25 protein-coding genes are annotated in these 24,445 nt (G+C 40.0%); 23 read left to right on the top strand and 2 right to left on the bottom strand.

The annotated features are described in order from the left end of the window. The first annotated feature begins 8 nt into the window (after positions 1-8). Together JW886_RS08310 and JW886_RS08305 are read left to right on the top strand one after the other, a co-directional pair. Entirely contained in the window at positions 9-434 is a 426-nt protein-coding gene (locus JW886_RS08310) for a F0F1 ATP synthase subunit epsilon (protein WP_075526227.1), read from the top strand. Between the two features lie 116 nt (positions 435-550). After that, positions 551-1,192, top strand: a complete 642-nt coding sequence (locus JW886_RS08305; protein ID WP_205871838.1) for a hypothetical protein — start codon at positions 551-553, stop codon at positions 1,190-1,192. 99 nt (positions 1,193-1,291) lie between these two features. On the opposite strand, the gene JW886_RS08300 is transcribed toward JW886_RS08305, so the two are convergent. Next, positions 1,292-2,035, bottom strand: coding sequence for an amino acid ABC transporter ATP-binding protein (locus tag JW886_RS08300; protein ID WP_075526225.1), 744 nt, complete (start codon positions 2,033-2,035; stop codon positions 1,292-1,294). 16 nt (positions 2,036-2,051) lie between these two features. After that, positions 2,052-4,199, bottom strand: a complete 2,148-nt coding sequence (locus JW886_RS08295; protein WP_075526224.1) for an amino acid ABC transporter substrate-binding protein/permease — start codon at positions 4,197-4,199, stop codon at positions 2,052-2,054. A 355-nt stretch (positions 4,200-4,554) separates the two neighbouring features. On the opposite strand from JW886_RS08295, the gene JW886_RS08290 reads away from it, so the two are divergent. The 21 genes from JW886_RS08290 to recD2 all read left to right on the top strand — a co-directional run bounded on the left by JW886_RS08290 (position 4,555) and on the right by recD2 (position 24,407). Then, complete coding sequence (locus JW886_RS08290) at positions 4,555-5,211, top strand: VTT domain-containing protein (RefSeq protein ID WP_205871837.1); 657 nt, start codon at positions 4,555-4,557, stop codon at positions 5,209-5,211. Between the two features lie 96 nt (positions 5,212-5,307). Continuing rightward, a complete protein-coding gene (gene aroE / locus JW886_RS08285) occupies positions 5,308-6,186 on the top strand; it encodes a shikimate dehydrogenase (RefSeq protein WP_205871836.1) in 879 nt (292 codons plus the stop codon). Beyond that, positions 6,170-7,240, top strand: coding sequence for a 3-dehydroquinate synthase (gene aroB / locus JW886_RS08280; RefSeq protein ID WP_205871835.1), 1,071 nt, complete (start codon positions 6,170-6,172; stop codon positions 7,238-7,240). Before aroE ends, aroB begins: the two co-directional genes overlap by 17 nt. Positions 7,241-7,337: 97 nt before the next feature. Then, a complete protein-coding gene (locus JW886_RS08275; protein ID WP_205871834.1) occupies positions 7,338-8,261 on the top strand; it encodes a DMT family transporter in 924 nt (307 codons plus the stop codon). Positions 8,262-8,277: 16 nt separating this feature from the next. Beyond that, complete coding sequence (locus JW886_RS08270) at positions 8,278-8,751, top strand: NUDIX hydrolase (RefSeq protein ID WP_075526219.1); 474 nt, start codon at positions 8,278-8,280, stop codon at positions 8,749-8,751. Continuing rightward, positions 8,729-9,328, top strand: coding sequence for a DUF1054 domain-containing protein (locus tag JW886_RS08265; RefSeq protein ID WP_205871833.1), 600 nt, complete (start codon positions 8,729-8,731; stop codon positions 9,326-9,328). The genes JW886_RS08270 and JW886_RS08265 overlap by 23 nt, the downstream gene beginning before the upstream one ends. 1 nt (position 9,329) lies before the next feature. After that, positions 9,330-9,932: an HAD-IA family hydrolase gene (locus JW886_RS08260; protein ID WP_205871831.1), complete on the top strand. Its 603-nt coding sequence runs from the start codon at positions 9,330-9,332 to the stop codon at positions 9,930-9,932. 38 nt (positions 9,933-9,970) lie between these two features. Then, the gene (gene aroC, locus JW886_RS08255; protein ID WP_075526216.1) at positions 9,971-11,137 is read left to right on the top strand and encodes a chorismate synthase; all 1,167 of its coding nucleotides are present in this window, start codon (positions 9,971-9,973) and stop codon (positions 11,135-11,137) included. A gap of 184 nt (positions 11,138-11,321) precedes the next feature. Then, complete coding sequence (locus tag JW886_RS08250) at positions 11,322-11,684, top strand: YxeA family protein (protein WP_200407391.1); 363 nt, start codon at positions 11,322-11,324, stop codon at positions 11,682-11,684. Between the two features lie 81 nt (positions 11,685-11,765). Further along, positions 11,766-11,909: a hypothetical protein gene (locus JW886_RS08245; protein WP_196756733.1), complete on the top strand. Its 144-nt coding sequence runs from the start codon at positions 11,766-11,768 to the stop codon at positions 11,907-11,909. 13 nt (positions 11,910-11,922) lie between these two features. Continuing rightward, on the top strand, positions 11,923-12,702 hold the full coding sequence (locus tag JW886_RS08240) for an ABC transporter ATP-binding protein (protein ID WP_200407390.1): 780 nt from the start codon (positions 11,923-11,925) through the stop codon (positions 12,700-12,702). Further along, entirely contained in the window at positions 12,695-14,692 is a 1,998-nt protein-coding gene (locus tag JW886_RS08235; protein ID WP_205871830.1) for an FtsX-like permease family protein, read from the top strand. The genes JW886_RS08240 and JW886_RS08235 overlap by 8 nt, the downstream gene beginning before the upstream one ends. Positions 14,693-14,912: 220 nt before the next feature. Beyond that, positions 14,913-15,977: a VanZ family protein gene (locus JW886_RS08230; protein WP_205871828.1), complete on the top strand. Its 1,065-nt coding sequence runs from the start codon at positions 14,913-14,915 to the stop codon at positions 15,975-15,977. 3 nt (positions 15,978-15,980) lie between these two features. Further along, positions 15,981-16,652 (top strand): response regulator transcription factor, encoded by a 672-nt coding sequence (locus JW886_RS08225; protein ID WP_075526211.1) that lies wholly within the window; start codon positions 15,981-15,983, stop codon positions 16,650-16,652. Further along, positions 16,639-17,514 carry a sensor histidine kinase gene (locus tag JW886_RS08220; protein WP_075526210.1) on the top strand — a complete coding sequence of 292 codons (876 nt, stop codon included), beginning with the start codon at positions 16,639-16,641 and terminating at the stop codon, positions 17,512-17,514. Before JW886_RS08225 ends, JW886_RS08220 begins: the two co-directional genes overlap by 14 nt. Positions 17,515-17,518: 4 nt before the next feature. Then, a complete protein-coding gene (locus tag JW886_RS08215; protein ID WP_075526209.1) occupies positions 17,519-18,586 on the top strand; it encodes a prephenate dehydrogenase in 1,068 nt (355 codons plus the stop codon). 87 nt (positions 18,587-18,673) lie between these two features. After that, positions 18,674-19,969, top strand: coding sequence for a 3-phosphoshikimate 1-carboxyvinyltransferase (aroA, locus tag JW886_RS08210; protein WP_205871827.1), 1,296 nt, complete (start codon positions 18,674-18,676; stop codon positions 19,967-19,969). A gap of 23 nt (positions 19,970-19,992) precedes the next feature. Further along, positions 19,993-20,481 carry a shikimate kinase gene (locus JW886_RS08205; RefSeq protein WP_205871826.1) on the top strand — a complete coding sequence of 163 codons (489 nt, stop codon included), beginning with the start codon at positions 19,993-19,995 and terminating at the stop codon, positions 20,479-20,481. After that, a complete protein-coding gene (pheA, locus tag JW886_RS08200) occupies positions 20,482-21,321 on the top strand; it encodes a prephenate dehydratase (RefSeq protein ID WP_205871825.1) in 840 nt (279 codons plus the stop codon). Between the two features lie 3 nt (positions 21,322-21,324). Further along, a complete protein-coding gene (locus JW886_RS08195) occupies positions 21,325-21,918 on the top strand; it encodes a histidine phosphatase family protein (RefSeq protein WP_205871823.1) in 594 nt (197 codons plus the stop codon). Next, positions 21,915-24,407 (top strand): SF1B family DNA helicase RecD2, encoded by a 2,493-nt coding sequence (recD2, locus tag JW886_RS08190; protein WP_205871822.1) that lies wholly within the window; start codon positions 21,915-21,917, stop codon positions 24,405-24,407. Before JW886_RS08195 ends, recD2 begins: the two co-directional genes overlap by 4 nt. Positions 24,408-24,445: the final 38 nt, after the last annotated feature.

Genomic DNA, 24,445 nt, shown 5'->3' with positions numbered 1-24,445 from the left:
GGATTCGAATGTCTGAAAACGTCATGACACTTCAAGTGATTACGCCGGCTGGTATGGTCTATGATCATCACGCCTCTTATATTACTGCTCGTACAACAAACGGTGAGATCGGTATCTTGCCTAACATGATTTCAACGATTGCTGGTCTTGAAATTGATGAGTTAAAAGTGCGTCGTCCAGATGATGAAACACATGTCGATTATATCGCTGTAAATGGAGGTATTATTGAGATTAAGGACAGTTTAGTAACGATAGTTGCTGACTCTGCTGAACGTAATCGAGACATTGATGTTTCTCGTGCTGAACGGGCGAAAATACGTGCTGAAAAAGCACTTGAAGCGGCTAAAGCTGAGAAGAAAACAGATGAGATCAAACGTGCACAAGTAGCGCTTCATCGTGCTCTGAACCGTTTGAATGTTTCATCCCATAAATAATAAAAATAAAAAACACCATCTGGTGTTTTTTATTTTTATTGCCAAAAGGCTGTGAACATGTTAAACTAAGGAAAGTTTTTGGTAGTATAAAAGAAGTATTAAGGGAGAGAACTGCATTGGTACTGGATGATTGTTGGAAAATTTTTAGATTATTGGAGAAACTAGAAGTACTTATACAGCAAGTGGAAGAGTTAAAGAGTGAGTATGAGGAACGAGTAATGAAAAATATTGAGCGACAGTCAGTTATTACGGGTTCTTTGATTGCTCTTGTTCTCATTATTCTAATATTGCCCAGTCGAGAAGAGTTCTTCAGCGATCTCGTTCCTGGTGCAGGTTCCTTTGATATTTTTTTTAAAATGTTTGCTATAACCTTCATTGCTTTGATTATTGGTTATGGCGCGCAGCTTATTTCACATTGGTGTTGGAAACATGATTATTTACCACTTGGCCAAAAACATATTGCTCATCTTTTACGAAAGGGATATTTAAGGAAACAGACTGATATTTTCCTTAAGATAAAAGTACATCTTAATGATGAAATTCTTGAATCTACAGAACTTCCCCAAATATATCTGAACACACGAAGCCTGAGTTATATTATCGGTTGCTTGGAGGCAAAGGAAGCAAATACCCTCGCTGAAGCCACACACCTGCTAGTTTTAGAATCCAAAGATATACAAGTGCATGATGTAGTGGTGACAGAAGAAGACACTATTACAAAAGCTCAAAGGCTAATTAAAAATCCACTCATTCTCTAGGGAGAATGGACTAAAATTTAACGCATCATAGCATTAAACTTCTGATACTCAGAAAGCAGCTTGAGGGTTAGTAAAAAAGCACCTCTTAGAGGTGCTTTTTTAGGCATTTAGAACTTTAGATAGAAAATCTTGTAAACGGGGATGCTTTGGATGATCAAAAAGTTCCTCTGGAGTACCATCCTCTAGGATTACGCCACCGTCAGTAAAGATCACCCGGTTAGCGACCTTACGAGCAAATCCCATTTCATGGGTTACAATCAGCATGGTCATCCCTTCTTCAGCCAATTTTTGCATAACAGCGAGCACATCGCCGACCATTTCCGGATCCAGTGCAGATGTAGGCTCGTCAAAGAGCATGACATCAGGATTCATAGCAAGAGCTCGTGCTATCGCTACGCGTTGTTTTTGACCACCGGAAAGCATTTCTGGCATAGCATCTTTTTTATCCGACAATCCTACAGTTTCGAGTAACTCGAGGGCTTTTTTATTTGCCTCATCTTTCGTCATTTTCTTCAATTCTGTAGGAGCATAAGTAATGTTTTCTAAAACAGTCATGTTTGGGAAAAGATTGAAATGTTGGAAAACCATTCCAACGTTTTGACGAACAAGATTAAGGTTTGTATTTTTGTCAGTAAGGTTAAAGCCATCAATAATAATGTCGCCAGATGTAGCTATTTCAAGGCCGTTTAAAGCTCTAAGAAAAGTTGATTTTCCAGAACCTGAAGGGCCAATGATGCAGACGACATCACCTTTTTCAAATTTTGTTGTAATTCCTTTTAGAACTTCGTTTTTTCCAAAAGATTTGTGAAGATCAGTGACTTCGATTTGAGTATTGATTCCCATATTTAGTATGTTCTCCTTATTTCATTCTTTTTTCTACACGACGACCAACCCACATCAAGAAGAGGAGGACAATCATGTAAACTAAACCAATTAATCCATAAACACGGAAGGCTTGGAAGTTACGTGCGACGATAATTTGCCCTGTTTGGAGCAATTCAACCAGTCCGATAACGGAAACCAGTGTGGTATCTTTTAATGTAATGATGAATTGGTTAATCAAACTAGGGATTGTAATTTTAATGGCTTGAGGTAGGATGACTTTACGCATTGAAGTAGCGTAAGGAAGTCCTAGTGAACGACTGGCTTCCATTTGCCCAGCTGGAACAGCTTGTACACCAGAGCGGACGATTTCAGAGATATAAGCTGAAGAATTAAGAGTCAGTGCGATAACACCAGCAGTGAATTCATTGAGCGGTGATTGGTGTCCGGTAATCATCTGAAGAAGGTTTGGTATGCCATAGAAAATGAAGATTGTCAATACTAGAAGGGGTACTGAACGATTAAGATCGACATAAATCCGTGCAATGGTACGCAAAATCTTGCTTGGTGATACAGAGAATAAACCAAAGATTACACCGACAATCATTGCAAGTATAAAGGAAAGGAGTGCCAACTCAAGAGTAACAAGTAAGCCATGTCCAATTTGGTCCCAGTTATTTTTTAAAATCCCAAGGACTGTATTTTCTTTGGTTCCTGCTTTAACGGTTTTGGCATCATTGGCGAGATATTTATTGATGATTTTGTCGTACTGTCCATTTGCCCGAAGATTAGCTAAGCCATTGTTAAACATTTCGATAAGTTCAGGATTAGAGCCTTTTTTAACAGCAAAACCATACTGTCCATCAGGAATAGCTTTGAGAGGTGTAGCGAATTTTTGGCCTTGTTTAATGGCATATTGAATGACAGGTTCATCATCCATCAAAGCATTAATGGAACCGTTATTTAATGAGGAGTACATTGTTGTAGCATCAGAGAAAGTTTTGACGGTATAGCCATATTCTTTAGCATGCTTGTTGAGATAATCAAATGAAGCTGTCCCATTTTTGGCCCCTAAGGTCTTACCTTTGAGGTCTTTCCAAGCTTTGATGCTGTCGTCAGTACTTGAAACGGCGAGCGTTAAGTTGGATGAGAAGTAAGGATCACCGAAGTTGAATACTTCTTTACGGGCATCGGTAATGGACATTCCAGACATCATCCCATCAGCGTGTCCTGCCTGAATAGAATCTACAGCGGCTTGGAACCCAACGAAATTCCATTTCAGTTTGAATCCTTGATCTTTAGCAATGGCAGTCAAGAGATCAACGTCAATCCCTGTGAATTTTTTGTCTTCATTTTGAAATTCAAACGGTGCAAAACTATTATCTGAGGCGATAGTATAGACCGCCTTTTTAGGCGTAGCTTTTTTAGAAGAAGTGACACCATATTTTTCTAAGATTTTATCATACTCGCCATTTGATTTCATTTGAGCGAGTGCTTTATTAAAGCCGTCAATGAGGTTTTTATTTTCACCCTTCATTACAGCAAAGCCATAGCCACCAGAAAGAGAGATAGAAGGGAAGTTCATTGCTAAATCTTGCCCTTGTTTGATTGCGTATGAGATGACGGGAACTTCGTCCATCGCTCCTGCGATGTTACCAGAAGTGAGAGCAGCAAACATGTGAACGCCGTCAGCATAGGTTTTGATGGTATAACCATACTTCTTCTGGTTTTCTTGTAGCCATGTTTGAGCTGCAGTGCCGTTTTTCGCACCGACTGCTTTTCCTTTTAACTGGCTATAGTCTTTGATATCTGAGTTTTTTGCTGTAGCGATAGTCAAAGCAGAAGTATAGTAAGGATTTGAAAAATCAAAAGTTTCTTTACGTTCGTCAGTGATTGTCATCCCTGCGATGACTCCATCCACTTTACCCGCTTTAAGGTTTTGAAGCGCGGCATCAAATCCTGGATAGGTCATTTCAACTTTCCAGTCGTTGATTTTAGCGACCTCGTTCATGATGTCGACATCAATCCCTACCCATTTTTTCTGATCATTCTGAAATTCGAAGGGTGCATAAGCACTATCAGATGCAATTTTTACGGTTGTTTCAGCCTGTACCTTTGTAGATAGTGCTGAAAAGCCTGTGACGGTGGCAATGAGAACTGCCAGAGCAAGAAAGAATTTCTTCATTTCGTCCCCCTATTATAAGATTTGAACTCGACTATTAAAAATCAAGGAAATTAGAAAATCGTGCTAGTTAAACCTAAAGAACACACGATTTATTTTCTGGATTTTTAAGAGGCGAGCTCAGTATATTTTATTTCTGGAAAAATTATATCACAAAAATGAAAAGGTTTCAAGCTCATGTAAGGTTTTCTTACATTTTGTGATTTTGTTAGCTTTCTGAGGGTTTGTCACGGAACTGTTGTTGTCAAAAAAGGCTTTTTAGTGTAAAATTGTACGAGTGCTTGTATATGCTTAAAACAAGTAAAAAAGATGCTCAGCCGTTCTTGAATAGGGTCAGCTGAGCTTGAAAAGGAACATTATGTTTATACAACTTTCGATTTTTGGATTTTTTAATGAATGGATGGCTAATTTTGCACAGATGCCGAATGGTCATATTTGGATTTATCTGGTTCTTGGCGCCATTATTTTCATAGAAACAGGTCTAGTCATTTTCCCCTTTTTACCTGGTGATTCGATTTTGTTCTTTGTGGGTTCGCTTGCCGCAATGTCCAATGGGAAACTTTCTTTGGGCTTGTTAATTCTTTCAATGGGTCTAACCGCTTTTATTGCTAATCTGCTCAACTATGAGATTGGACGACGTTTTGGAGATGTTATCCCCAAACATAAAACGTTATCGCGGTTTTTGAAGCCAGAATATATGGAAGAGGCACATCATTTCTTTGATAAATGGGGTGCGTGGGCGATATTTTTAGGGAGGTTCATGCCGATCATCCGGACGGTTGTTCCTTTTACTGCTGGAGCAGGAAAAATGCCGCACAAAAAATTTGTATTCTTTAACTTTTTAGGAGGTTTTGCTTGGGTAATTGTCGCTCTAGGGGCAGGCTATCTCTTTGGCGGTATTCCTTTTGTGAAGCAGCATTTTGAAATCATTATGATTGCTATTGTCGTGGTTTCCTTGCTTCCCGCACTCATCGGGGTATTAAAACGCATACTTGCAGGGCGCAAGGCTTCATAATTTTATGATAAAATAGGACTTACGAATCTGTCAGTCCTCTTTTTTTATTCAAAAATTAGCTGACAGCTTGGTCAGTAAATGTTGGGAGCACTTTTAATGAAAATAAATGGACATACACGGATGGCTGCTGTGGTCGCTAATCCCATTAAGCACAGCTTATCTCCTTTTATTCATAACTTTACGTTTGATTGGACAGAAGAAAATGGAGTGTATTTGGCCTGGGAAATTCCGGCGGAGCATCTCGCCGAATGTGTTGCAAATGTGCGTAATTTGGGCATGTATGGCATCAATCTCTCAATGCCCTTTAAGAGCGCTGTCCTTGATTTTGTGGATGAGCAGAGCGAGGAAGTACGCTTGATTGGTGCTGCCAATACAATTGTCAACAGCCAAGGAAAGTTAGTGGCTTATAATACAGATGGCCGTGGTTTTTTTGAGAGCCTCAAGCCCTATGATTTTCAGATGAGGGGGGAAATCTTGACGATTATTGGTGGCGGTGGTGCCGCAATTGCGATTATTGCACAAGCAGCGTTATTGGGAGCTAAAAAAATTAACGTCCTAGCTCGTCCGTCAGCTTCTTTTGAGCCCTTGCAGCACCGACTGACAGCTCTGTCAGTACGTACTGGCATAAGGATTGAGCTGATTAGTCTGTCAGAACGCTTTCGCTTGCAAAGTCTACTGGATGAATCAGCTCTCTTAGTCAATGCGACTTCTGTGGGCATGGATGGAGTTGGAATGCCGCTGGATGAAGAGGTACGAATTCTTTCAAGTACGTTAGTTATTGATATCATCTATAAAGTTAAAGAGACGCCGTTTTTAAAGTGGGCCAAACGGCAAGGGGCGCAGACAGAAAATGGTTTGGGCATGTTAATTGGTCAAGCAGCGGAGAGCTTTCGCTTATGGACTGGAAAAGTGATGCCCACTTCGCAAGTTAAAGAAGCTTTGTTAAGGGAGATTGAAAATGAGAATAAAGGTTAATTTACCTCATCAGCCGTATGAGGTTTGGGTTGAAAAGGGGGCACTTGACCAAGTAGGACAGTGGGTAGCAGCCCAGTGGCAACCACAAAAAATCGTGCTTATTTCGGACGACAAGATCAGTGCATTCTACAGTCAAAAGGTTCTTAATGCCTTATCAAATGTTGGCTTTGAGGTGGCCCTCTTTGAATTTCCGGCAGGTGAGGCCAGCAAAAATCTCACTACGGCTGAGCAAGCTTGGGATTTTTGTGCTCACTTTGGCTTAACAAGGTCAGATGGAATTCTTGCATTGGGTGGGGGTGTGACAGGTGATTTAGCCGCTTTTGTAGCTTCAACCTATATGCGCGGTATTCATTTTCTGCAAATTCCTACGAGTTTAACGGCTCAAGTGGATAGCTCGATTGGAGGAAAAACAGGGATTAATTCACGCATGGCTAAAAATATGATTGGTACATTTGCTCAACCTGACGGTGTTTTGATTGATCCTAATGTTTTAAAAACCTTAGGAGATCGGGAATTGCGAGAAGGAATGGGAGAAGTCATAAAATGTGCCCTCATTGCTGACAAGGCCCTTTGGGAATTGCTGACAGACCTGTCAGCAGAAGATTTATTGAAAAAGTGGCAGCATATTGATGAAATCATTGCACGCTCTTGCGAAGTTAAACGCAAAGTAGTAGTGGATGATGAATTAGATAATGGCGTGCGTCTTTATCTGAACTTTGGGCATACCATTGGTCACGCGATCGAAGCGACAGCGGGATATGGAAAGGTCATGCACGGCGAAGCCGTCGCGATCGGCATGGTACAAATCAGTCAAGTCGCAGAAGAAAAAGGGTTGATGCCAGAAGGGATTACTTTACAAATCCAGCAGATGGTTCAAAAATTTGGTCTTCCTACGACTTATGAACCCTGGGACGAGACTGCCTTATATGCAGCGTTAACCCATGATAAAAAGGCGAGAGGAAAACGAATCAAGACGATCATTGTCCCTGAAATTGGTCAAGCAAAAGTTAATGAGATAGCGCTTGAGGAGATGAAAACCTATCTCAAAAAATAAGTGATTGGTAAGCGCCAATCTCGTTTATAAAATGTGGTAGCATTGAAAAACTCCCAACTCATTGGAGTTGCTAAAATAATTCTAAAGGAGAAAAACAATGTATCTTTATCTAGGTTTTGCTTTGCTTGGAGGCTTCTTATTAGCCAATCAAAATCCGATCAATGCTGATTTACGACGTATCGTGGGCTCCCCTTTTTTGGCATCGGGAATTTCAAATTTTGTGGGTTCGGTCTTTTTAGGAGTCATCACGCTTGTGACGACTCAAACCCTTTTTCCTAGTTGGGGATTTGTCAGCTCGCATCCGGCTTGGATTTGGCTCGGGGGGCTGCTTGGTGGGATTTTTCTTACCTCTAATGTTCTCCTCTTTCCACGTTTAGGTGCAGTACAGACTGTTATTTTACCGATTCTTGGACAAATTTTAATGGGAAGTTTAATCGACAATTTTGGCTGGTTCGGAGCCATGCATTTGCCACTTTCGCTCATTAGAGCAGTGGGGATTGTGATTACTTTATTGGGTGTGATAATTGCCGTGGTTTTGCCAAGTTTAAAGGAAAAGGATCAAGCAAAAAAGACAGCAAACTTACTGGGGTGGCGCCTCTGGGCAATCACGGTCGGAGCGATGTCAGCTGCGCAACAGGCTATCAATGGCCGACTGGGTGTTTTATTGCATAATTCAGCACAGGCTGCTTTTGTCTCATTTTTCATTGGTTTTTTAGCTATTTTTATTGTCTCTTTAGTAGTCGATCGTCGTTTGCCTCGTAGGAATGAACTCAAAAATGCTAAAGTTTGGAATGGAATTGGCGGGTTTTTGGGCGCGATGTTTGTTTTTGCTACTGTATTAGCCGTTCCCCAAATTGGTGCTGGTTTGACAATCATGATGGGTCTGATCGGACAAATTCTTGGGAGTATGTTGGTCCAACAATTTGGTTGGTGGCGCTCAAGTCGCTATCGGATTCAAATTTGGCAAATTATTGGGGTATTGGTCATGTTAGTAGGGATAGTATTTATCAAATTTTTATAAAAACGAGGAGGAAAAGATGGCAGATTATATCAAATGGTTACGCTCAAAAGTTGGTCACGAAACTGTTTTTTTAAATTTTTCGGTAGGAATCATTCGAAATAAAGAAGGTAAAGTTTTAATGAATCGTCGTGGGGACTCCAATCTTTGGGGATTTATCGGCGGCTGTATGGAGTTGGGTGAGGATTTTGAAGAAACACTTCGCCGTGAAATCTATGAAGAAACAGGTCTAAAACAACTGCTCAATATTGAAAAATTTGGCACCTATACTTGGTCTGACTTTGTCTATCCCAACGGCGATCAAGCACAACCTATCGAACATTGGTTTGTCTGCGATGCTGGAGCGGAAGTAGACTTGACCTACACGGATGAGGAAACACTTGAGTTGCGCTGGATTGATTTAGCGCACTTAGATGTTACACTCTTTAATAAGAACCACTTAAAAGTGATTGAGGATTACAACAATAACTATGTTCACAAAAAAATCATTTGAAGTTTTTGAAGTCGCGGGATTGACACCTCGTATGGCAGCTATTCGCTCAATAATCCAACCGGATTTTGCTCAATTAGGAAATAAGTTACTGACAGAGCTGTCAGTAAACTTTCCAACGGAAAATTTTTACTTGCACATTGCAAAGCACCTGCGTCGTACGACAAATCCACCCGAAAATACCTGGTGTGCTCTTTCAACGAAGCCTCGTGGTTATAAAATGGAAGCTCATTTTCAACTGGGTATCTGGCAAGATTATGTTTTTCTCTATCTGTCTATTATTGATCAGCCTAAAAATCAACAGCGCTATGCTGAGCGTTTGGCGGATCCTTCACTCAGAGATATTGTCCCAAAAGACTTTGTGCTCTCTAAAGATCACACGAAAGCTGAATTCTTCCCGCTGACAGACTGGTCAGCAGCAGTAGAACGTCTAGGAAAAGTTAAAAAAGCTGAATTCGAACTTGGAAGGGTATGGCCTGCTGAGCGTTTCGAAGACCAGTCTAGTGAGGTCATCTTTTCAGAAATGATGGCCACTCTCAATCAACTTATGCCAATTTATCAACAATTGATGGAGGTCTAAAATGGTGACTTTTATTTGGGATTTAGATGGGACATTGATTGATTCTTATGGCGTTTTTATAAAAGCGCTTGAAACCACCTTTGAAAAACATGATTTGCCTTTTGAGCGTGAAGAAATTTATCGATTTATTAAGGAGCGTTCGGTCAATGAGCTACTGAAAGCTCAACCTGTTGATGAAGGCCTACTCAAGGATGAATTCAATCAGGCTTGCGTGATGCTTAATAAGGAAGTCAAGCTAATGCCAGGAGCAAGGGAAGTGCTTGAATGGGCTCAAGGACGCCACATTCCTAGTTTTATCTATACCCATAAAGGACAAAATGCTTATGTATTACTAGAAGCACTTGATATCTTAAATTATTTTACAGAAGTCATCACTAGTCAAAATGGATTTGAACGCAAACCTCATCCGGCAGGAATTCATTATTTATTGAATAAATACGCTTTAGATCCTAAAGCAACATATTATATTGGAGATCGCAAGCTAGATGTAGAAGTCGCAATGAACAGCGGAATTCAATCCATCAATTTCTTAGAAGCCAAAACATCGCAAAAAATCGACAAACTTACGGACATCATTTCCCTTTTTGAAGAAAAAAAACTTTAAAATAGGCGAAGACTAAATCAACTATTGGAGGAACAACTATGCGCTATTTTACAGCAGGAGAGTCACACGGACCAAAACTGACAGCCATTATTGAGGGAATCCCTGCAGGCTTACCCCTCACTGCAGCTGATATTAATTACGAACTCAAACGCCGCCAAGGTGGCTACGGGCGTGGTGGAAGAATGAAGATAGAGTCAGACCAAGTCGAAATCACCTCTGGTGTGCGTCATGGTTTAACGATGGGGAGCCCTATCACTTTGAGCGTGGTAAACCGCGATTTCAAAAATTGGGAAAAAATTATGGCAGTAGAAGATGTAGAGGATAAAATCAAATCTCAGCGTCGTCTCACAAAACCACGTCCTGGTCATGCAGATCTTGTAGGGGGGATGAAGTACGATTTTGAAGATTTGCGCAATGTATTAGAGCGCTCTTCCGCCCGAGAAACAACGATGCGTGTAGCGGTTGGGGCTGTAGCCAAAAAACTGTTGCACGAACTTGGTATCGAAGTTGCTAATCATATTGTCAACTTTGGGGGAAAACCAATTGATAGTCCGAGTCAGCTGAGCGTGTCAGAAATCCGAGAAAAAGCTGGTGCCAGTGACTTATCTATCTATGATGAGCGTCAAGCGGAGGAGTTGCGCACTTATATTGATCAGATCAAAAAGGCGGGCGATACCATTGGTGGTATCATTGAGACTCGTGTAGAAGGCGTCCCCGCTGGTCTAGGCTCTTATGTTCAGTATGATCGAAAATTAGATGCCAAAATCGCGGGGGCTGTCGTATCGATTAATGCCTTTAAGGGAGTAGAATTTGGTTTAGGGTTTGAAGCTGGAAAACGTCCCGGCAGTCAGGTCATGGATGAAATCATTTGGTCTAAAGAGCAAGGCTATGCGCGCTCGACTAATCAGTTAGGTGGTTTTGAAGGGGGAATGACGAACGGGGAACAATTGATCATCCGGGGGGTGATGAAACCCATTCCAACCCTTTATAAACCTTTGATGTCTGTTGATAAGGAAACGCATGAACCTTATAAAGCGAGTGTCGAACGCTCTGATCCTACAGCACTTCCTGCTGCGGGTGTAGTGATGGAGAATGTGATCGCCACAGTGCTTGCTCAGGAACTCTGTCAACAGTTCAATGCGGACTCTTTTTCTAAACTAAAAGAAGACTTACAGCGCTATAAAAAACATCTACAAGCTTATTAAACGATAAAATAAAAGTAAAAAAACTTTTCAAAACCTCTTGGACGCAAAGAGGTTTTTTGTTTACTCGTTTTTTTAGCGACTCAAATGTTTGGCTTTAAAAAAATAACTTACGAATTTGTAAGTTTTAATTATTGTCTTTCTTGTTAAAATGAATTTATCAACAAAAAGGATAAAGGAAAATAACATGAAGAAAATTTTAATTGGTTTAGTTGCATTATTGCTTGTCGTTGTAGGAGGAGCTTATACTTGGTATCATATAAGCTATGGTGGTGAAAACTACTATATGCAGGTTACTCAAGATGGTGAGAAAGTAAAATCTAAAGATGATAGCGGAAAAAGCTATACTGATTATGAATATAAAACCGTTGCTTATCAAAAAGCAGGTAAAGCAAAGCACTTAGATTTTACTGCCACACATAATTTGCGCCACCAAGCTTATTTAGAAATCACCTACAATAACCGTAAAGGCGTGACAAGCTGGGAAGAAGTAAAAAAAGCTGACGTACCAGAAAAAGCACTCGCCAAGATTACCGCTCAAAATCCCTAAAGTCTTCATCAGTTACTGACCAAGCGGTCAGTAAATCAGAACTTTCCGTAAGACTTAAATCCGAAAATAGGAGGAACCCTCATGACATTTTTGCAAATTAACATCGCTTTGATGACCCTTACCATCATTCTTGCTTCACTAATGGGAGGCTGCTTACTTTATACGATGAGAGCCGTTAAGAAACGCCTGATGAAACTTGAAGATATGAAAGAAACACACAACTAGAAAAGGAAGATTTATGTTACTCGAAGTTAAACATCTCAAAAAAATTTTTAAAACACGATTTTCAAAAGAAGAAACGACTGCGCTTGTCGATATCGATTTTGGGGTCGAAGAGGGGGAATACATCGCTATTATGGGTGAATCTGGTTCAGGGAAAACCACACTTCTAAATATTCTCTCGACACTTGAGAAACCTACCTCAGGTCAAGTCTTATTGAACCAAGAAGACATAACAGCTATTAAAGATAAAGAAATCTCTGCCTTTCGCAGAGACCACTTGGGCTTTGTCTTTCAAGACTTTAACTTATTAGATACATTGAGCGTTCGGGATAATATCTATCTACCGCTAGTGCTTTCTAAAGCTAATGTCAAGCTTATGAAAGAACGATTGGCCCAACTTGCCCCAAAATTAAATATTGAAAATTTGTTGGACAAACAACCGTTTGAGCTCTCAGGGGGACAAAAACAACGGGTTGCCGTAGCGCGTGCATTAATTAGCCAACCGGACTTAATTCTTGCAGATGAGCCAACTGCTGCGCTCGACTATAAAAATTCAGAAGACTTACTCAATCTTTTTGAAGAAATCAACGATGCTGGTCAAACCATTATTATGGTAACTCACTCTAGCCTAGCAGCTAGCCATGCCAAACGCGTGTTATTCATCAAAGATGGTGTGCTTTATCATCAGCTTTATCGAGGGGACAAATCTTCTACAGAATTTGCCAAAGAAATTACACTCTCTATGACCGCATTTCTTGGTGCGCAAGATGATGAGGAGGTGACGGCAAATGCTTAGTTTCAAGCTTGCCACAAGAAATCTGAAAAAGGGTTTTAAAAGTTTTGCTCCTTTTTTAATGGCTTGTATCACGATGTTTGTGATGATTTTTGTCACAGCATCTATCGCACTCTCGCCTTCTATCGATAAACTTCGCGGCGGTGCTGCACTCTCTGAAGTGATGAGTTTTGCTTTAGTTGTACTCGCAATCTTTTCAGTCTTGATATTAATTTATAGTTATCGTTTCTTACAACTTCAACGTTCTCGTGAATTTGGGCTTTACGATATACTCGGTTTTGGCAAAACACGGATCGCAGGTGTCGCCTTTCTCGAATTGTTATTGAGTTATTTGATTACAGTCGTTGTGGGATCCATCTGTGGGATTGCCTTTTCTAAATTCCTTTATCTTATTTTTGTTAATATGATTGGGGGAAATTATTTCAATCTCGAAATCAATCCTAGTTCTATTTTATTGGTGGCTGCCCTTTATCTCATCTTTTTCATTATTTTAATGTTTATTGGGATGTGGATCATTTGGCGCTCTTCAAGCCTTGACTTACTCCGTGAAGAGTCCAAAGGGGAAAAGGAACCTAAAGCCAATATCTTTTTAGCAGGGCTTGCTGTGATTCTTCTTGCGATTGGATACTATATCGCCTTGAGTGTGGATAATCCGATTTCTGCTCTGACTAATTTCTTCATTGCTGTCTTGCTGGTCATCTTTGGAACTTATTTCTTCTATGTAAGTTTTACTGTCTGGTACCTCAAACGAAAGAAAAAAAGAGCCAGTTATTACAAACCCCATAATTTTATTACCACAAGCTCAATGCTTTATCGCATGAAAGCCAATGCAGTTGGATTGGGAAATATTACTATTTTACTTTCCATGACGATTGTGACGGTTGTGGTGAGTTTGGGAGTTTTCATTGGTACGGAAAATGTCGTACAGACCCAATACCCTCGTGAAGCGCAAATTTTCTCAGTTGATACCCAAGAAACGCCAGATCAATTGCGCCAAACGACACAAAAAATGGCTACAGCTCATGGGATCAAAATTAGTCACTTATCAAGCATTTACATGGCGTCCAGTTTGTCTGCGCAACGTAAAGCTTCCTCCAACGATCAATTTATCACTTCGAATGAATTGGGAAGTATGATTGATAAAAATAATTATACAGTGACGTTGACCACGCGCGATAGCTTGGAGGCAATCGGAAATAAAGACTTACCAGCTTTGGACGATCAAGAAATTTTACTGACAGGCTCGTCAGCCAGTAAAGATGGCTCATTAGCTACTGGGTTAAAGACAGTTCACTGGTATGGCAAAGATTATCAAGTTAAAGATATTCTAAAAGATGTGAAGAACTTTCCAGAAGATGTGAGCTTGACCAACTCAATGATGATTATTTTTGCAAATAACCAAGCCTTAGAAAAGGCTTTGGATAACTATAACAATGTGATTAATAAAGATCAAGGTTATAGCCAATCGCCGATGACTTTAACACTTTTTGATCTCCCTGCTGCGGATAAAAAAGCAATGAATAAGGCTTTTAAACAAACGTTTGGAGCTGATAATAATCTGAGTCTTTCTTACCGGAGTGAAGCTTTACAAGATCAACGCGCACAAATTGGCGGATTTGTCTTTGTTGGTTTCGTTTTGGGAATGAGCTTTATTCTTGGTGCAGCTTTAATCATCTACTATAAACAGCTCTCTGAAGGAGCACAAGATAAACGCTCGTTCAAGATTTTACAAGAAGTTGGACTATCTAAGGATGAAGTTCAAAAAACAATTAAATCGCAAGTACGTATGATTTTCTTCCTCCCACTTGTAATTACGATTTTGCACTATGCTGGGGCTTATCTGATGATTGAAAAAATAGTCATGCTCTTTGGGATTACTAATCGCAGTTTGATTTTCATGATTGGACTTGCAACGATTGCCTTGTTAGCAGCAATCTACTATCTGATTTACAAAGCAACGAGTCGTGTTTATTATCATATCGTTGAACGCTAAAAATTAACTGACGGACCACTGAACTTATCGAAAAGTTGTTAAAACAATTGACGTAAGCTCTGACAGTTCTGTCAGTTTTTTGTTTGCTTTTATGAAAGTAGAAAAAGGAGGAAGGGACGAGTTTTTGTTATAATGATAGTAACAAAAGACCACCTTTCCAGAAAATTTTTTTATTTGGTTGTGGGTCTTAGATTCTAATTCGCTTACTTGAGAGGAACCCATGTCTATCTATCTTCACTCCATCCAAATTGGAGTACTCCTTTTTTTTGTTTTTTTATTACTTGCCCTTATCCCTTATCTGATTATCCAGTATCGACGCTATGGTCACGTCAATTCTTGGCGCTTTTTTGTTAATTTTTCTTTCGTTTTATATCTTATTTGCGCCTATGCCATGACGATTTTTCCGCTTCCGCCCGTAGAAGAAGTAGTGCAGATGACGGGGCCTAAGCAAAATTTAATCCCTTTCGAGTTTGTCAAACAGTTTATGTTATATAGTCCATTTAGATGGGATGATCCTTCAACATGGCTTGCAGGACTTAAAAACTTCACGTTTATTCAGCCCTTTTTTAATTTATTACTGACGCTCCCATTTGGGCTTTATCTTCGCTATTTATTTAAAAGAACATTCAAACAAACCTTGATATTAAGCTTTCTTTTGACATTATCCTTTGAGTTATTGCAACGTTCAGCTTTGCTCGGTCTTTACCCGCGTCCTTATCGCTTATTTGATGTTGACGATTTGATGATTAACACGTTAGGGAGCTTGGTTGGCTTTGGTTTTGCTGTCCTTTTTAGCCGCTTTTTGCCCGATTTAGAAGCAACCTATTTCCCTTCATCTAGAGTCAGTCTTTTGAGACGCTTTACGGCATTATTGGTGGACGTTTTTCTCATCTCGATTGTTGGAATATTTTTACCTCAACCTTATGTGGCACAAGCAGTCCTTCTCCTTCTCATCCCAATTCTTTTCAAAGTGACCCTAGGACAAATGGTGCTCAAAATTAAGATTGATGGAAAAAATCGTTTTCGAGTTTTGATAAGACAAATGTTGTTTTGTGTCAGTTTTATACCGGTTGGCTTAGAAGGGTATTTTTTGGAACGTTCAGGTACGATTCCGCATGAGCAGTTAGCACAGAATTACCTCCTCATTCTACTTTTTCTTGCGCTGATGATTCTTCCTTTATTTGATTTACTTGTAGCAAGTTTTTCAAAAACAAGAAGACTCTGGTATGAACGCATTAGTGGAACACAGATAATTTCACAAATAAATCTAAGAAAGGAAGACTAGATCATGGCAAAAATATTTATTGTAGAAGATGACCAAATTATCGTCAAAGCCATCACTTCCGCACTAAAAAATGAATTCCAAGTTCGGAGTGTGGCTAATTTTAGAGCAGTAAAGCAGGAAATTTTGGAATTCAATGCTGATCTTGTTTTGATGGATATTGGGCTTCCGTTTTACAGTGGCTTTTATTGGACAAATGAGCTTCGCAAAGTTTCACAAATCCCCATTATTTTTATTTCCTCTTCCTCGGATGACATGAATCAAATTACAGCAATGAATCAAGGGGCTGATGATTTTGTCACTAAACCATTTTCCCTAGAGATTCTCACTGCTAAAATTAAAGCCCTCCTTCGCAGAACTTATGCCTTCGCTGGTGCTGAAAAATTAGAGTTTGCAGATTATTTTCTAACTGAAAATACACTGATTTTAAAAGAGGAGAGCGAACAGTTAGAAGTAGAGTTGACCAGTTCTGAAAACAAGATTTTAACCTTACTTTTTCGTGCAAATGGACAAGTCGTTACGAAAGAAAAAATATTGCAAGAGCTTTGGCAAACAGATGAGTTCATTGATACCAATACGCTGAATGTAAAAATGACTCGCCTGCGTAAAAAACTTTCTGAAATTGGCTTTGATCAACACATTATGACAAAACGAGGATGTGGCTATGCTTTGGTTTAAATTTTTAAAAGCAAAAATCCCCCAAATTGGTGTGTTTTTGCTCATGCTGGCAATCTATATCGTCAATTTTTGGCTTTGGCGCTTACCGATGATGGCATTTTTCAACAGTAGTTTATTTGCTCTGATTATCTTTGTTATCTATCTTATTTCTTCTTATTTTCGATGGAAAGGAGTCCAACAAGCCATTTGTTCTGTTGTCCAAGATAATCAAACCTTACAAAAAAAACTCGATCAGCAGAACTTAGCAGAACGAGAGTTAGAAGATATTATCCGTGTTTGGTCCCATCAAATGAAAATTCCACTTTCCGCAATTGATCTGATGACTCAAACAGAAGTCGATCCCAAAGAATTAAAAAATCAGGTTTTTTCGCTTGAAAATTACCTTAAGATGTTGCTTGAATATCAACGTATTAATAATTTAGCTACGGATTTCCGCTTTGATAAGGTAAGTATGGCCGACATTATGCGAGAACTTATAAAAAAGTACAGCACTTTTTTTATCCAAAAGGAACTTAGCCTAAACATTGAAGGAGAGTGGGTGGTGACCTCTGATCAACGTTGGTTGACATTAGCTATTGAACAACTTTTGAATAATGCGGTCAAGTATACCAACTCTGGTGGGATTTTTATTCAGATAGAGCCAGGAAAACTTGAGATTAGAGATACGGGTATCGGTATCCTCAAAGAAGATATCCCCCGACTTTTTGAACATGGCTTTACAGGTTTTAATGGTCGGATTCAGCAGAAATCAACAGGCTTAGGCCTCTATTTATCAAAATTAATCTTAGACAAGTTAGAATTTCAAATTACTATCCATTCAGACATTGGTCAAGGAACTACTGTTACTATAACGAAAGAATAAAAAGATGAAGAAAATACTGATTATTGGTTTGGGCTTAATTGGAGGCTCCATAGCCCTTGGTATTAAGCGTGCACATCCACACTATGAAATATGGGGCTATGATCGACCAGAAGTTCAAACGATTGCTTTAGAGCAAACGATTATTGATCATGCAGCACCTAACCTTTGTTCAGCTGAACAAGCTGATATCATCCTCATCGCCCTCCCCCTTGAAGCGACCCTAGAGACGCTGCGTGAATTGGCCGAGCTTGAACTAAAAGAGCAAGTTTTAATTACCGATACAGGTTCAACTAAACAGTCGATAATTCAACTCGCACAAGAGTTATTTGAGTCCAAAAAAATAATTTTTGTCGGAGGGCATCCAATGGCTGGTTCACATAAATCAGGTGTAAGAGCAGCGGATGTGCATCTTTTTGAAAATGCCTATTATGTCTTGACGGAAGAAAACGTAGCACTCCGAGATTTATTAAAAGGTTTAGGAGCAAAGTTCATTATCGTTAATCCTAAAGAACACGATCAGGTCACGGGACAGGTTTCTCATTTTCCTCATGTCCTTGCTTCGAGTTTAGTACTTCAAGCAGAAGAATATGCCGTAACTCATCCCCTGGTTAGACAATTAGGGGCTGGTGGTTTTCGAGACATGACTCGAATTGCAGAAGCCGATAGCACGATGTGGACAGGAATACTTTTATCAAATCCAGATGTTATTATAGAGCGAATAGAAACCTTCAAAGAACAATTGGACGCTTTAAGTGTCAAAATAAAAGCACAAGATGAAAAAGGGTTGAAGCATTTTTTTGACGAAGGCAAATCCATCCGACAAAACATGGAAATCCATCGCGGAGCGATTCCGAACTTTTATGATTTATTTGTAGCTATCCCCGATGAAAAAGGTGTAGTTCTGCGTATTCTCGCCTTACTCCAAGATTTTTCTATCACAAATATTAAAATAAATGAGGAAAATCGTGAAGATACGCATGGTCAACTTCAAATTAGCTTTAAAACGGAAACAGATTTGGAGCGTGCTTATCAAATCATACAGTTAGCGACAGATTTTGAAGTCAGAGCGTGAGCGCTTCACAAGATGGACCTATTAGCAGTAAGGGTGCTTAGCGCCCTTTTATGTTATAATAAATACTAAAAACGTTTAGGATATAAAATGAAATTAACAATACATTCAAAAGGATTAAATGGGGTGCTGAGTGTCCCTGGCGATAAATCAATTTCCCATCGTAGTATTATGTTTGGGGCAATTGCTCATGGTGAAACTCTGATTCATGATATTTTGCGTGGTGAAGACGTATATTCTACGATAGAAGCTTTCAGAGCGATGGGTGTGCAGATTGAAGATGACGAACAGGATATACGTGTTTTAGGTCAAGGCTTTAAAGGACTAAAGAAACCCCAAAAAGCATTAGACATGGGCAATTCTGGGACATCAACTCGTCTATTATCAGGTATCCTAGCTGGCTTGCCTTTTGAGACTACCCTACTGGGGGATGATAGCTTATCTAAACGTCCGATGGATCGTGTGGCAATTCCATTGCGATTGATGGGGGCGAGCATTACAGGGGAAACGTCACGGGTTAAACTTCCAATGACGATTCAAGGACGCTCCCGTCTCCAGAAGATAGAGTATACTCTACCAGTAGCCTCTGCTCAAGTAAAATCAGCGCTTATTTTTGCAGCATTACAAGCTGAAGGGGACTCAATAATTGTTGAGAAAGAGCATACCCGATCTCACACAGAAGAAATGTTAGCTCAGTTTGGTGGAGAAATCAAAGTCATAGGAAAAACAATTTATATTCCAGGACAGCAAGAGCTTAAGGGACAGGAAGTGACAGTGCCTGGAGATATCAGCTCGGCCGCTTTTTGGTTGGTTGCCGCTTTAATTGTCGAACATTCTAAGGTAACCTTAAAAAATGTGGGGATTAATGAGACGAGAACAGGAATTTTGGAAGTCATTACAGCTATGCAAGGGCTGCTAGAAATTTCTGAAGTTGATGAGACAGCAAAATCAGCCACCGTAACTGTGCGTACAAGCAGCCTCCAAGGAACGGAGATTTCGGGTGATTTGATTCCTCGCTTAATTGATGAACTCCCTATCATTGCCTTACTAGCTACCCAAGCGAATGGGCAAACGATTATTCGAGATGCTGCTGAGTTAAAAGTGAAAGAAACGGATCGTATTGCAGTGGTGGCTGATGTATTAAATGCGATGGGTGCAAAGATTACGCCAACTGATGATGGAATGATCATTGAGGGAAAAACAAAGTTACATGCTCCTCAGCGTGCCATCAATACTTTGGGGGACCATCGCATCGGAATGATGGCAGCCATTGCAGCCCTCTTGGTAGAAGAAGGGGAAATGGAATTGGAACGCGCTGAAGCAATCAAAACCAGTTATCCTCAATTCTTTGAAGATCTGAATCACTTGATGAAGAAGTCACAATAAGAAATCTAAAGGAAAAGGCTAAAATGAGTATCATCTTAATAGGTTTTATGGGTGCTGGAAAATCTACCATTGCTAAACGTTTAGGAAAAGAGGTGGTAGATTTAGATCAATTGATTGAATTACGTATTGGAATGCCTATCGCTGATTTTTTTGCAGAATTTAGCGAACTAGAATTCCGTAAAGTGGAAAATGAAATTTTTCAAGAAGTGATCGAAAAAGATTGGATTATCGCCACTGGTGGTGGAATCGTTGAAAATGAAAAAAATAGAACAGCCTTGGCAGCCCACTCACAAGTCGTTTATTTAACCTCAGATTTTGATACACTCTGGCAGAGAATTATCAATGATGACCTGACGAATCGACCTTTAGCTCAAGATAAAACTAAAGCAAAAGATTTGTTTGAACAACGCCAAAAATATTATGAGGCGGTTGCTGATTTAGTGGTTGAAGTTGCCCAAAAGTCCCCAGAAGAAATAGTAGCTGAGATACAAAATAAGTGGAGGAATGAATAAATGAAAGTAGCTTATTTGGGGCCGCGCGGCTCATTTTGTTCAGTTGTTGCAGAATACGCCTTCCCCACGGATAAGCGGTGCGCCTATGATTCGATTATAGAAGTTATTGAAGCATATGAGCAAGCCTGCTGTGATTTTGCATTGATTCCTATTGAAAACTCTACAGAAGGCTCTGTCACTATGAGTATTGATAAGCTTTTTCATGATTCTAAAGCAGATGTAGTGGGAGAGTTTACCCTACCCATTTCTCAAAATTTATTGGGACACGCCTCGGAACAACCTCTTGAGCTGATTTATTCGCATCCGCAGGCCTTAGCTCAAACAAGAAACTATCTTCGCGCACATTATCCCTATGCCCAAGTACAGGTGATGCCATCGACTTCAGCAGCAGCAGAGTTTGTCCAGCAACATCCAGAGCGACCAATTGCTGCGGTAGCTAATTATCAAGCAGCTGAGATGTTTGACTTAGAAATATTAGCTGAAAATATCCAAGATAGCGCACAAAACACTACGAGATTTTGGTTATTAGGAAAAGATAAGCAGAGATTTGATTTACCTGTGCAAGGCCAAAAAGTCAGTTTAGCTTTGACTTTACCCCATAACTTACCGGGGGCCTTGCATAAAGCAATTTCAGTATTTGCCTGGCGTGATATTGATATGACAAAAATTGAATCACGTCCTTTGAAAACACAATTGGGACAATATTTCTTTGTGATTGATGTCGTCAATAATAAAGAAAATCGATCCAAAATCTCCTTTGCTATTGAAGAACTTGTGACCTTAGGGGTACAAGTACGAGTATTAGGGGATTATTTAGTATATGCAGTAGATGAGGTGTAAGAAGTGAAAATTTATTTTGTACGACATGGTAGGACGGAGTGGAACTTGGCACGACGTTTACAGGGACAAAAAGGAGATTCACCATTATTGCCAGAGTCTTATGAAGCGATAGCACGTGTCCGTAAACATCTGTCTGTCATCAAATTTGATCAAGTTTTATCTAGCCCTCAACCTCGCGCATTGACGACGGCTCATTTGTTAACTGATGCTCCTGTTAGCTCTGATCAACGTTTGTCAGAGTGGAATTTTGGCGAGTTGGAAGGCTGGTATATTCAAGATGCTATCGCTAAATATCCTAAAGCAATGCATGATTCACGATTTCAGCTGGACCAGTTTGATGGATCTGCTTTTGGAGCAGAATCTGTTGCGTCGGTTTTGAGACGTTTTGATTCACTCGCTGAGGAGCTTCTCCAATCTGATGCTGAAAATGTTTTACTTGTAGGACACGGGGCATCTGGTACAGCAGGAATGCGCCATTTAGCAGGTTATAGCATTTCCGAACTTCGGGCTGTGGGGGGCCTCGCCAATAATACAATAACCGTTTTAGAAAATGTGGCGGATGGTTTTGAATTAAAAGTTTGGGATGAAAAGTTATGACCGAAAAAACTTATGTGACGGGGACAATCGAGGCAATCTTTTTTTCTAATCCAAGTAATTTTTACAAAGTCTTACTAGTAGAAATTGAAGAAACAAATGCAAACTACGATGACCTTGAAATTGTGGTAAATGGTACTATCGGTGATGTGGTAGAAGGAGATGCCTACACTTTTTATGGTCAGTTGACTCAACATCCAAAATATGGTGAACAATTACAGGTCAGTCAGTACGAAAAAGCCCTCCCCACTTCTGGAGCTGGCCTTATCAAATATTTTTCTTCAGATAAATTTCCTGGCATTGGTAGAAAAACAGCTGAGAAAATCGTTGAAACTTTTCCAGAAAATACTGTGGATCAGATTTTAGAAGCGCCTGAGCAATTGGATGGTATCTTGTCTTTAGCACGCAAAAATTCATTTGTGAAACGATTACGAGAAAATCATGGCATGGAAAAAATCTTGGCAAAACTCGCCGAGTATGGTCTGCCTAGTAAAGTAACTTTCCAAATTTACGAGCTTTATAAGGATAAAACACTTGCGACGATTGAAGAAAACCCCTATCAACTGGTAGAAGATGTTAAAGGGGTGGGGTTCAAAACAGCAGATGGCATTGCAAAACGGCTAGGCATTGAAGCAGATAGTGCAAACCGTTTTCGCGCAGCACTTATACACATGGTAAATACTCACTCAGCAACGACTGGTGATACTTATATCGAAGCCAAAAATTTATTGGAACAAACGGTCGAATTGCTTGAAGAATCGAGAAATCGGGAGGTCGATCCGGTAAAGGTTGCTGAGGCGATTAATGAATTAATTATTGATGGGAAGGTACAACAAGAGGGAACCAAAATTTTTGAAAATTCCCTTTACTTTGCGGAAGATGGTATCCGTCAATCTTTGACGGCGCTGACAAGACGGCATGGGGACCAAGTCTCAGAAGAAAAATTACTGACAGTGGTGTCAGAGGTTGAAAAGGACCTCGGAATAACGTATGATTCCTTGCAGAAGCAAGCTATCCTAGGCGCAATGAATGAGCAATTTTTCATCCTCACAGGAGGCCCCGGTACAGGTAAAACGACAATTATTAATGGGTTCATTGAAACTTACGCCCGTGTTCATCAGCTTGATCTAGATCCGATGCACTACAATGATGATATTTTTCCGATATTGTTAGCAGCACCAACAGGGCGAGCCTCTCGGCGCATGAATGAATTAACAGGCTTACCCGCTGCGACTATTCACCGTCATCTTGGTTTAGGACAGGATGAGTCAGAAGAAGCAATGGGAAATGAATTATCTGGTGCTTTATTGATTGTAGATGAATTTTCAATGGTCGATACGTGGCTTGCTCATAAACTTTTTCAAGCGATACCGGGTTCGATGAAGGTCTTGTTAGTAGGGGATAGTGATCAGCTTCCTTCAGTGGGTCCTGGGCAAGTTTTTGCAGATTTGTTGAAAATCGAAGCTCTCCCTTCAATTAAGTTGGATAAAATTTTTCGACAAGGGGATGATTCGACCATCACCGACTTGGCACATCACATCAAAGATGGTCATTTGCCCACTGACTTTACAATGAAAAAAACAGATCGATCTTACTTTGAAGTTGGAGCCAATCTTGTACCAAAAATGGTCGAGCAAATCGCTTCAGCTTGGCAAAAAAAAGGGAATGACCCTTTTGAGTTACAAGTCTTAGCTCCGATGTATAAAGGGTTGGCGGGAATCAACGCGATGAATGTTCTCTTGCAAAATCTTTTTAATCCTTTAGAAGAACGCTTAGAGTTTAACCTTGGAGAATTGCATTTTCGTGAAGGAGATAAAGTATTACATCTTGTCAACGATGCGCAGGCCAATGTTTTCAATGGAGATTTGGGTAAGATCACTGAGTTGATCCCAGCTAAATACACAGAAAGTAAGCAAGATGAGCTTGTCATGGATTTTGACGGGCAAGAATTGTCCTATCCTCGTGCAGAATGGTACAAAATCACTTTGGCTTACGCCATGTCCATTCATAAATCCCAAGGCTCAGAATTTTCTACGGTAATTGTACCGATGGTTCGTTCCTATTCAAGAATGTTAGAACGTAATCTTCTCTATACTGCCATCACTAGGGCTAAACAGAGTTTAATTTTACTTGGGGAACAACAAGCTTTTGCACAAGCTGTTGCACGTGAAGGAGCTAATCGTCAAACCTATTTGATTGAACGCTTCACTGAAATTTCTGAGAAGTCAAGCCAACCAATCACTACCGAATTAATGGATAAGGAGGGTGATTCGTCTGCTGACCTCCAAAAGGACTCTAGCATAACTGGCGCACAAACTTTTACGCAAAAACGTACTGATGATCCCATCAGTGACACTCAAGAAATTTCGCTCTTTGAAGATGAAAATGAGGTTGCAAATCCTACGGAGGGCTTAAGCGAACGCGCCATTTTAGCCGGTAGTATTGATCCACTTATTGGCTTGACTGCACAAGATTTCGCTATTTTTAAATAAAAAAGCCTTCCAAAGGAAGGTTTTTTTGTAAAAAAAAA

It is taken from the genome of Lactococcus taiwanensis, from assembly GCF_017068355.1.
Taxonomy (GTDB): Bacteria; Bacillota; Bacilli; order Lactobacillales; family Streptococcaceae; genus Lactococcus; species Lactococcus taiwanensis.
The sequence above is the reverse complement of the archived record's forward strand: the minus strand, read 5'-3'. Positions and strand labels throughout refer to the sequence as shown.

Bases quoted from the DNA above. Each gene is read 5' to 3' on its own strand.
- JW886_RS08290 (WP_205871837.1), top strand. From the start codon at position 4,555: ATGTTTATACAACTTTCGATTTTTGGATTTTTTAATGAATGGATGGCT.
- JW886_RS08250 (WP_200407391.1), top strand. From the start codon at position 11,322: ATGAAGAAAATTTTAATTGGTTTAGTTGCATTATTGCTTGTCGTTGTA.
- JW886_RS08235 (WP_205871830.1), top strand. From the start codon at position 12,695: ATGCTTAGTTTCAAGCTTGCCACAAGAAATCTGAAAAAGGGTTTTAAA.
- JW886_RS08215 (WP_075526209.1), top strand. From the start codon at position 17,519: ATGAAGAAAATACTGATTATTGGTTTGGGCTTAATTGGAGGCTCCATA.
- JW886_RS08205 (WP_205871826.1), top strand. From the start codon at position 19,993: ATGAGTATCATCTTAATAGGTTTTATGGGTGCTGGAAAATCTACCATT.
- JW886_RS08270 (WP_075526219.1), top strand. From the start codon at position 8,278: ATGGCAGATTATATCAAATGGTTACGCTCAAAAGTTGGTCACGAAACT.
- aroB (WP_205871835.1), top strand. From the start codon at position 6,170: ATGAGAATAAAGGTTAATTTACCTCATCAGCCGTATGAGGTTTGGGTT.
- JW886_RS08240 (WP_200407390.1), top strand. From the start codon at position 11,923: ATGTTACTCGAAGTTAAACATCTCAAAAAAATTTTTAAAACACGATTT.
- JW886_RS08230 (WP_205871828.1), top strand. From the start codon at position 14,913: ATGTCTATCTATCTTCACTCCATCCAAATTGGAGTACTCCTTTTTTTT.
- pheA (WP_205871825.1), top strand. From the start codon at position 20,482: ATGAAAGTAGCTTATTTGGGGCCGCGCGGCTCATTTTGTTCAGTTGTT.
- JW886_RS08295 (WP_075526224.1), bottom strand. From the start codon at position 4,199: ATGAAGAAATTCTTTCTTGCTCTGGCAGTTCTCATTGCCACCGTCACA.
- JW886_RS08310 (WP_075526227.1), top strand. From the start codon at position 9: ATGTCTGAAAACGTCATGACACTTCAAGTGATTACGCCGGCTGGTATG.
- JW886_RS08225 (WP_075526211.1), top strand. From the start codon at position 15,981: ATGGCAAAAATATTTATTGTAGAAGATGACCAAATTATCGTCAAAGCC.
- JW886_RS08300 (WP_075526225.1), bottom strand. From the start codon at position 2,035: ATGGGAATCAATACTCAAATCGAAGTCACTGATCTTCACAAATCTTTT.
- aroC (WP_075526216.1), top strand. From the start codon at position 9,971: ATGCGCTATTTTACAGCAGGAGAGTCACACGGACCAAAACTGACAGCC.
- aroA (WP_205871827.1), top strand. From the start codon at position 18,674: ATGAAATTAACAATACATTCAAAAGGATTAAATGGGGTGCTGAGTGTC.
- JW886_RS08265 (WP_205871833.1), top strand. From the start codon at position 8,729: ATGTTCACAAAAAAATCATTTGAAGTTTTTGAAGTCGCGGGATTGACA.
- JW886_RS08260 (WP_205871831.1), top strand. From the start codon at position 9,330: ATGGTGACTTTTATTTGGGATTTAGATGGGACATTGATTGATTCTTAT.
- JW886_RS08245 (WP_196756733.1), top strand. From the start codon at position 11,766: ATGACATTTTTGCAAATTAACATCGCTTTGATGACCCTTACCATCATT.
- recD2 (WP_205871822.1), top strand. From the start codon at position 21,915: ATGACCGAAAAAACTTATGTGACGGGGACAATCGAGGCAATCTTTTTT.
- JW886_RS08275 (WP_205871834.1), top strand. From the start codon at position 7,338: ATGTATCTTTATCTAGGTTTTGCTTTGCTTGGAGGCTTCTTATTAGCC.
- JW886_RS08220 (WP_075526210.1), top strand. From the start codon at position 16,639: ATGCTTTGGTTTAAATTTTTAAAAGCAAAAATCCCCCAAATTGGTGTG.
- aroE (WP_205871836.1), top strand. From the start codon at position 5,308: ATGAAAATAAATGGACATACACGGATGGCTGCTGTGGTCGCTAATCCC.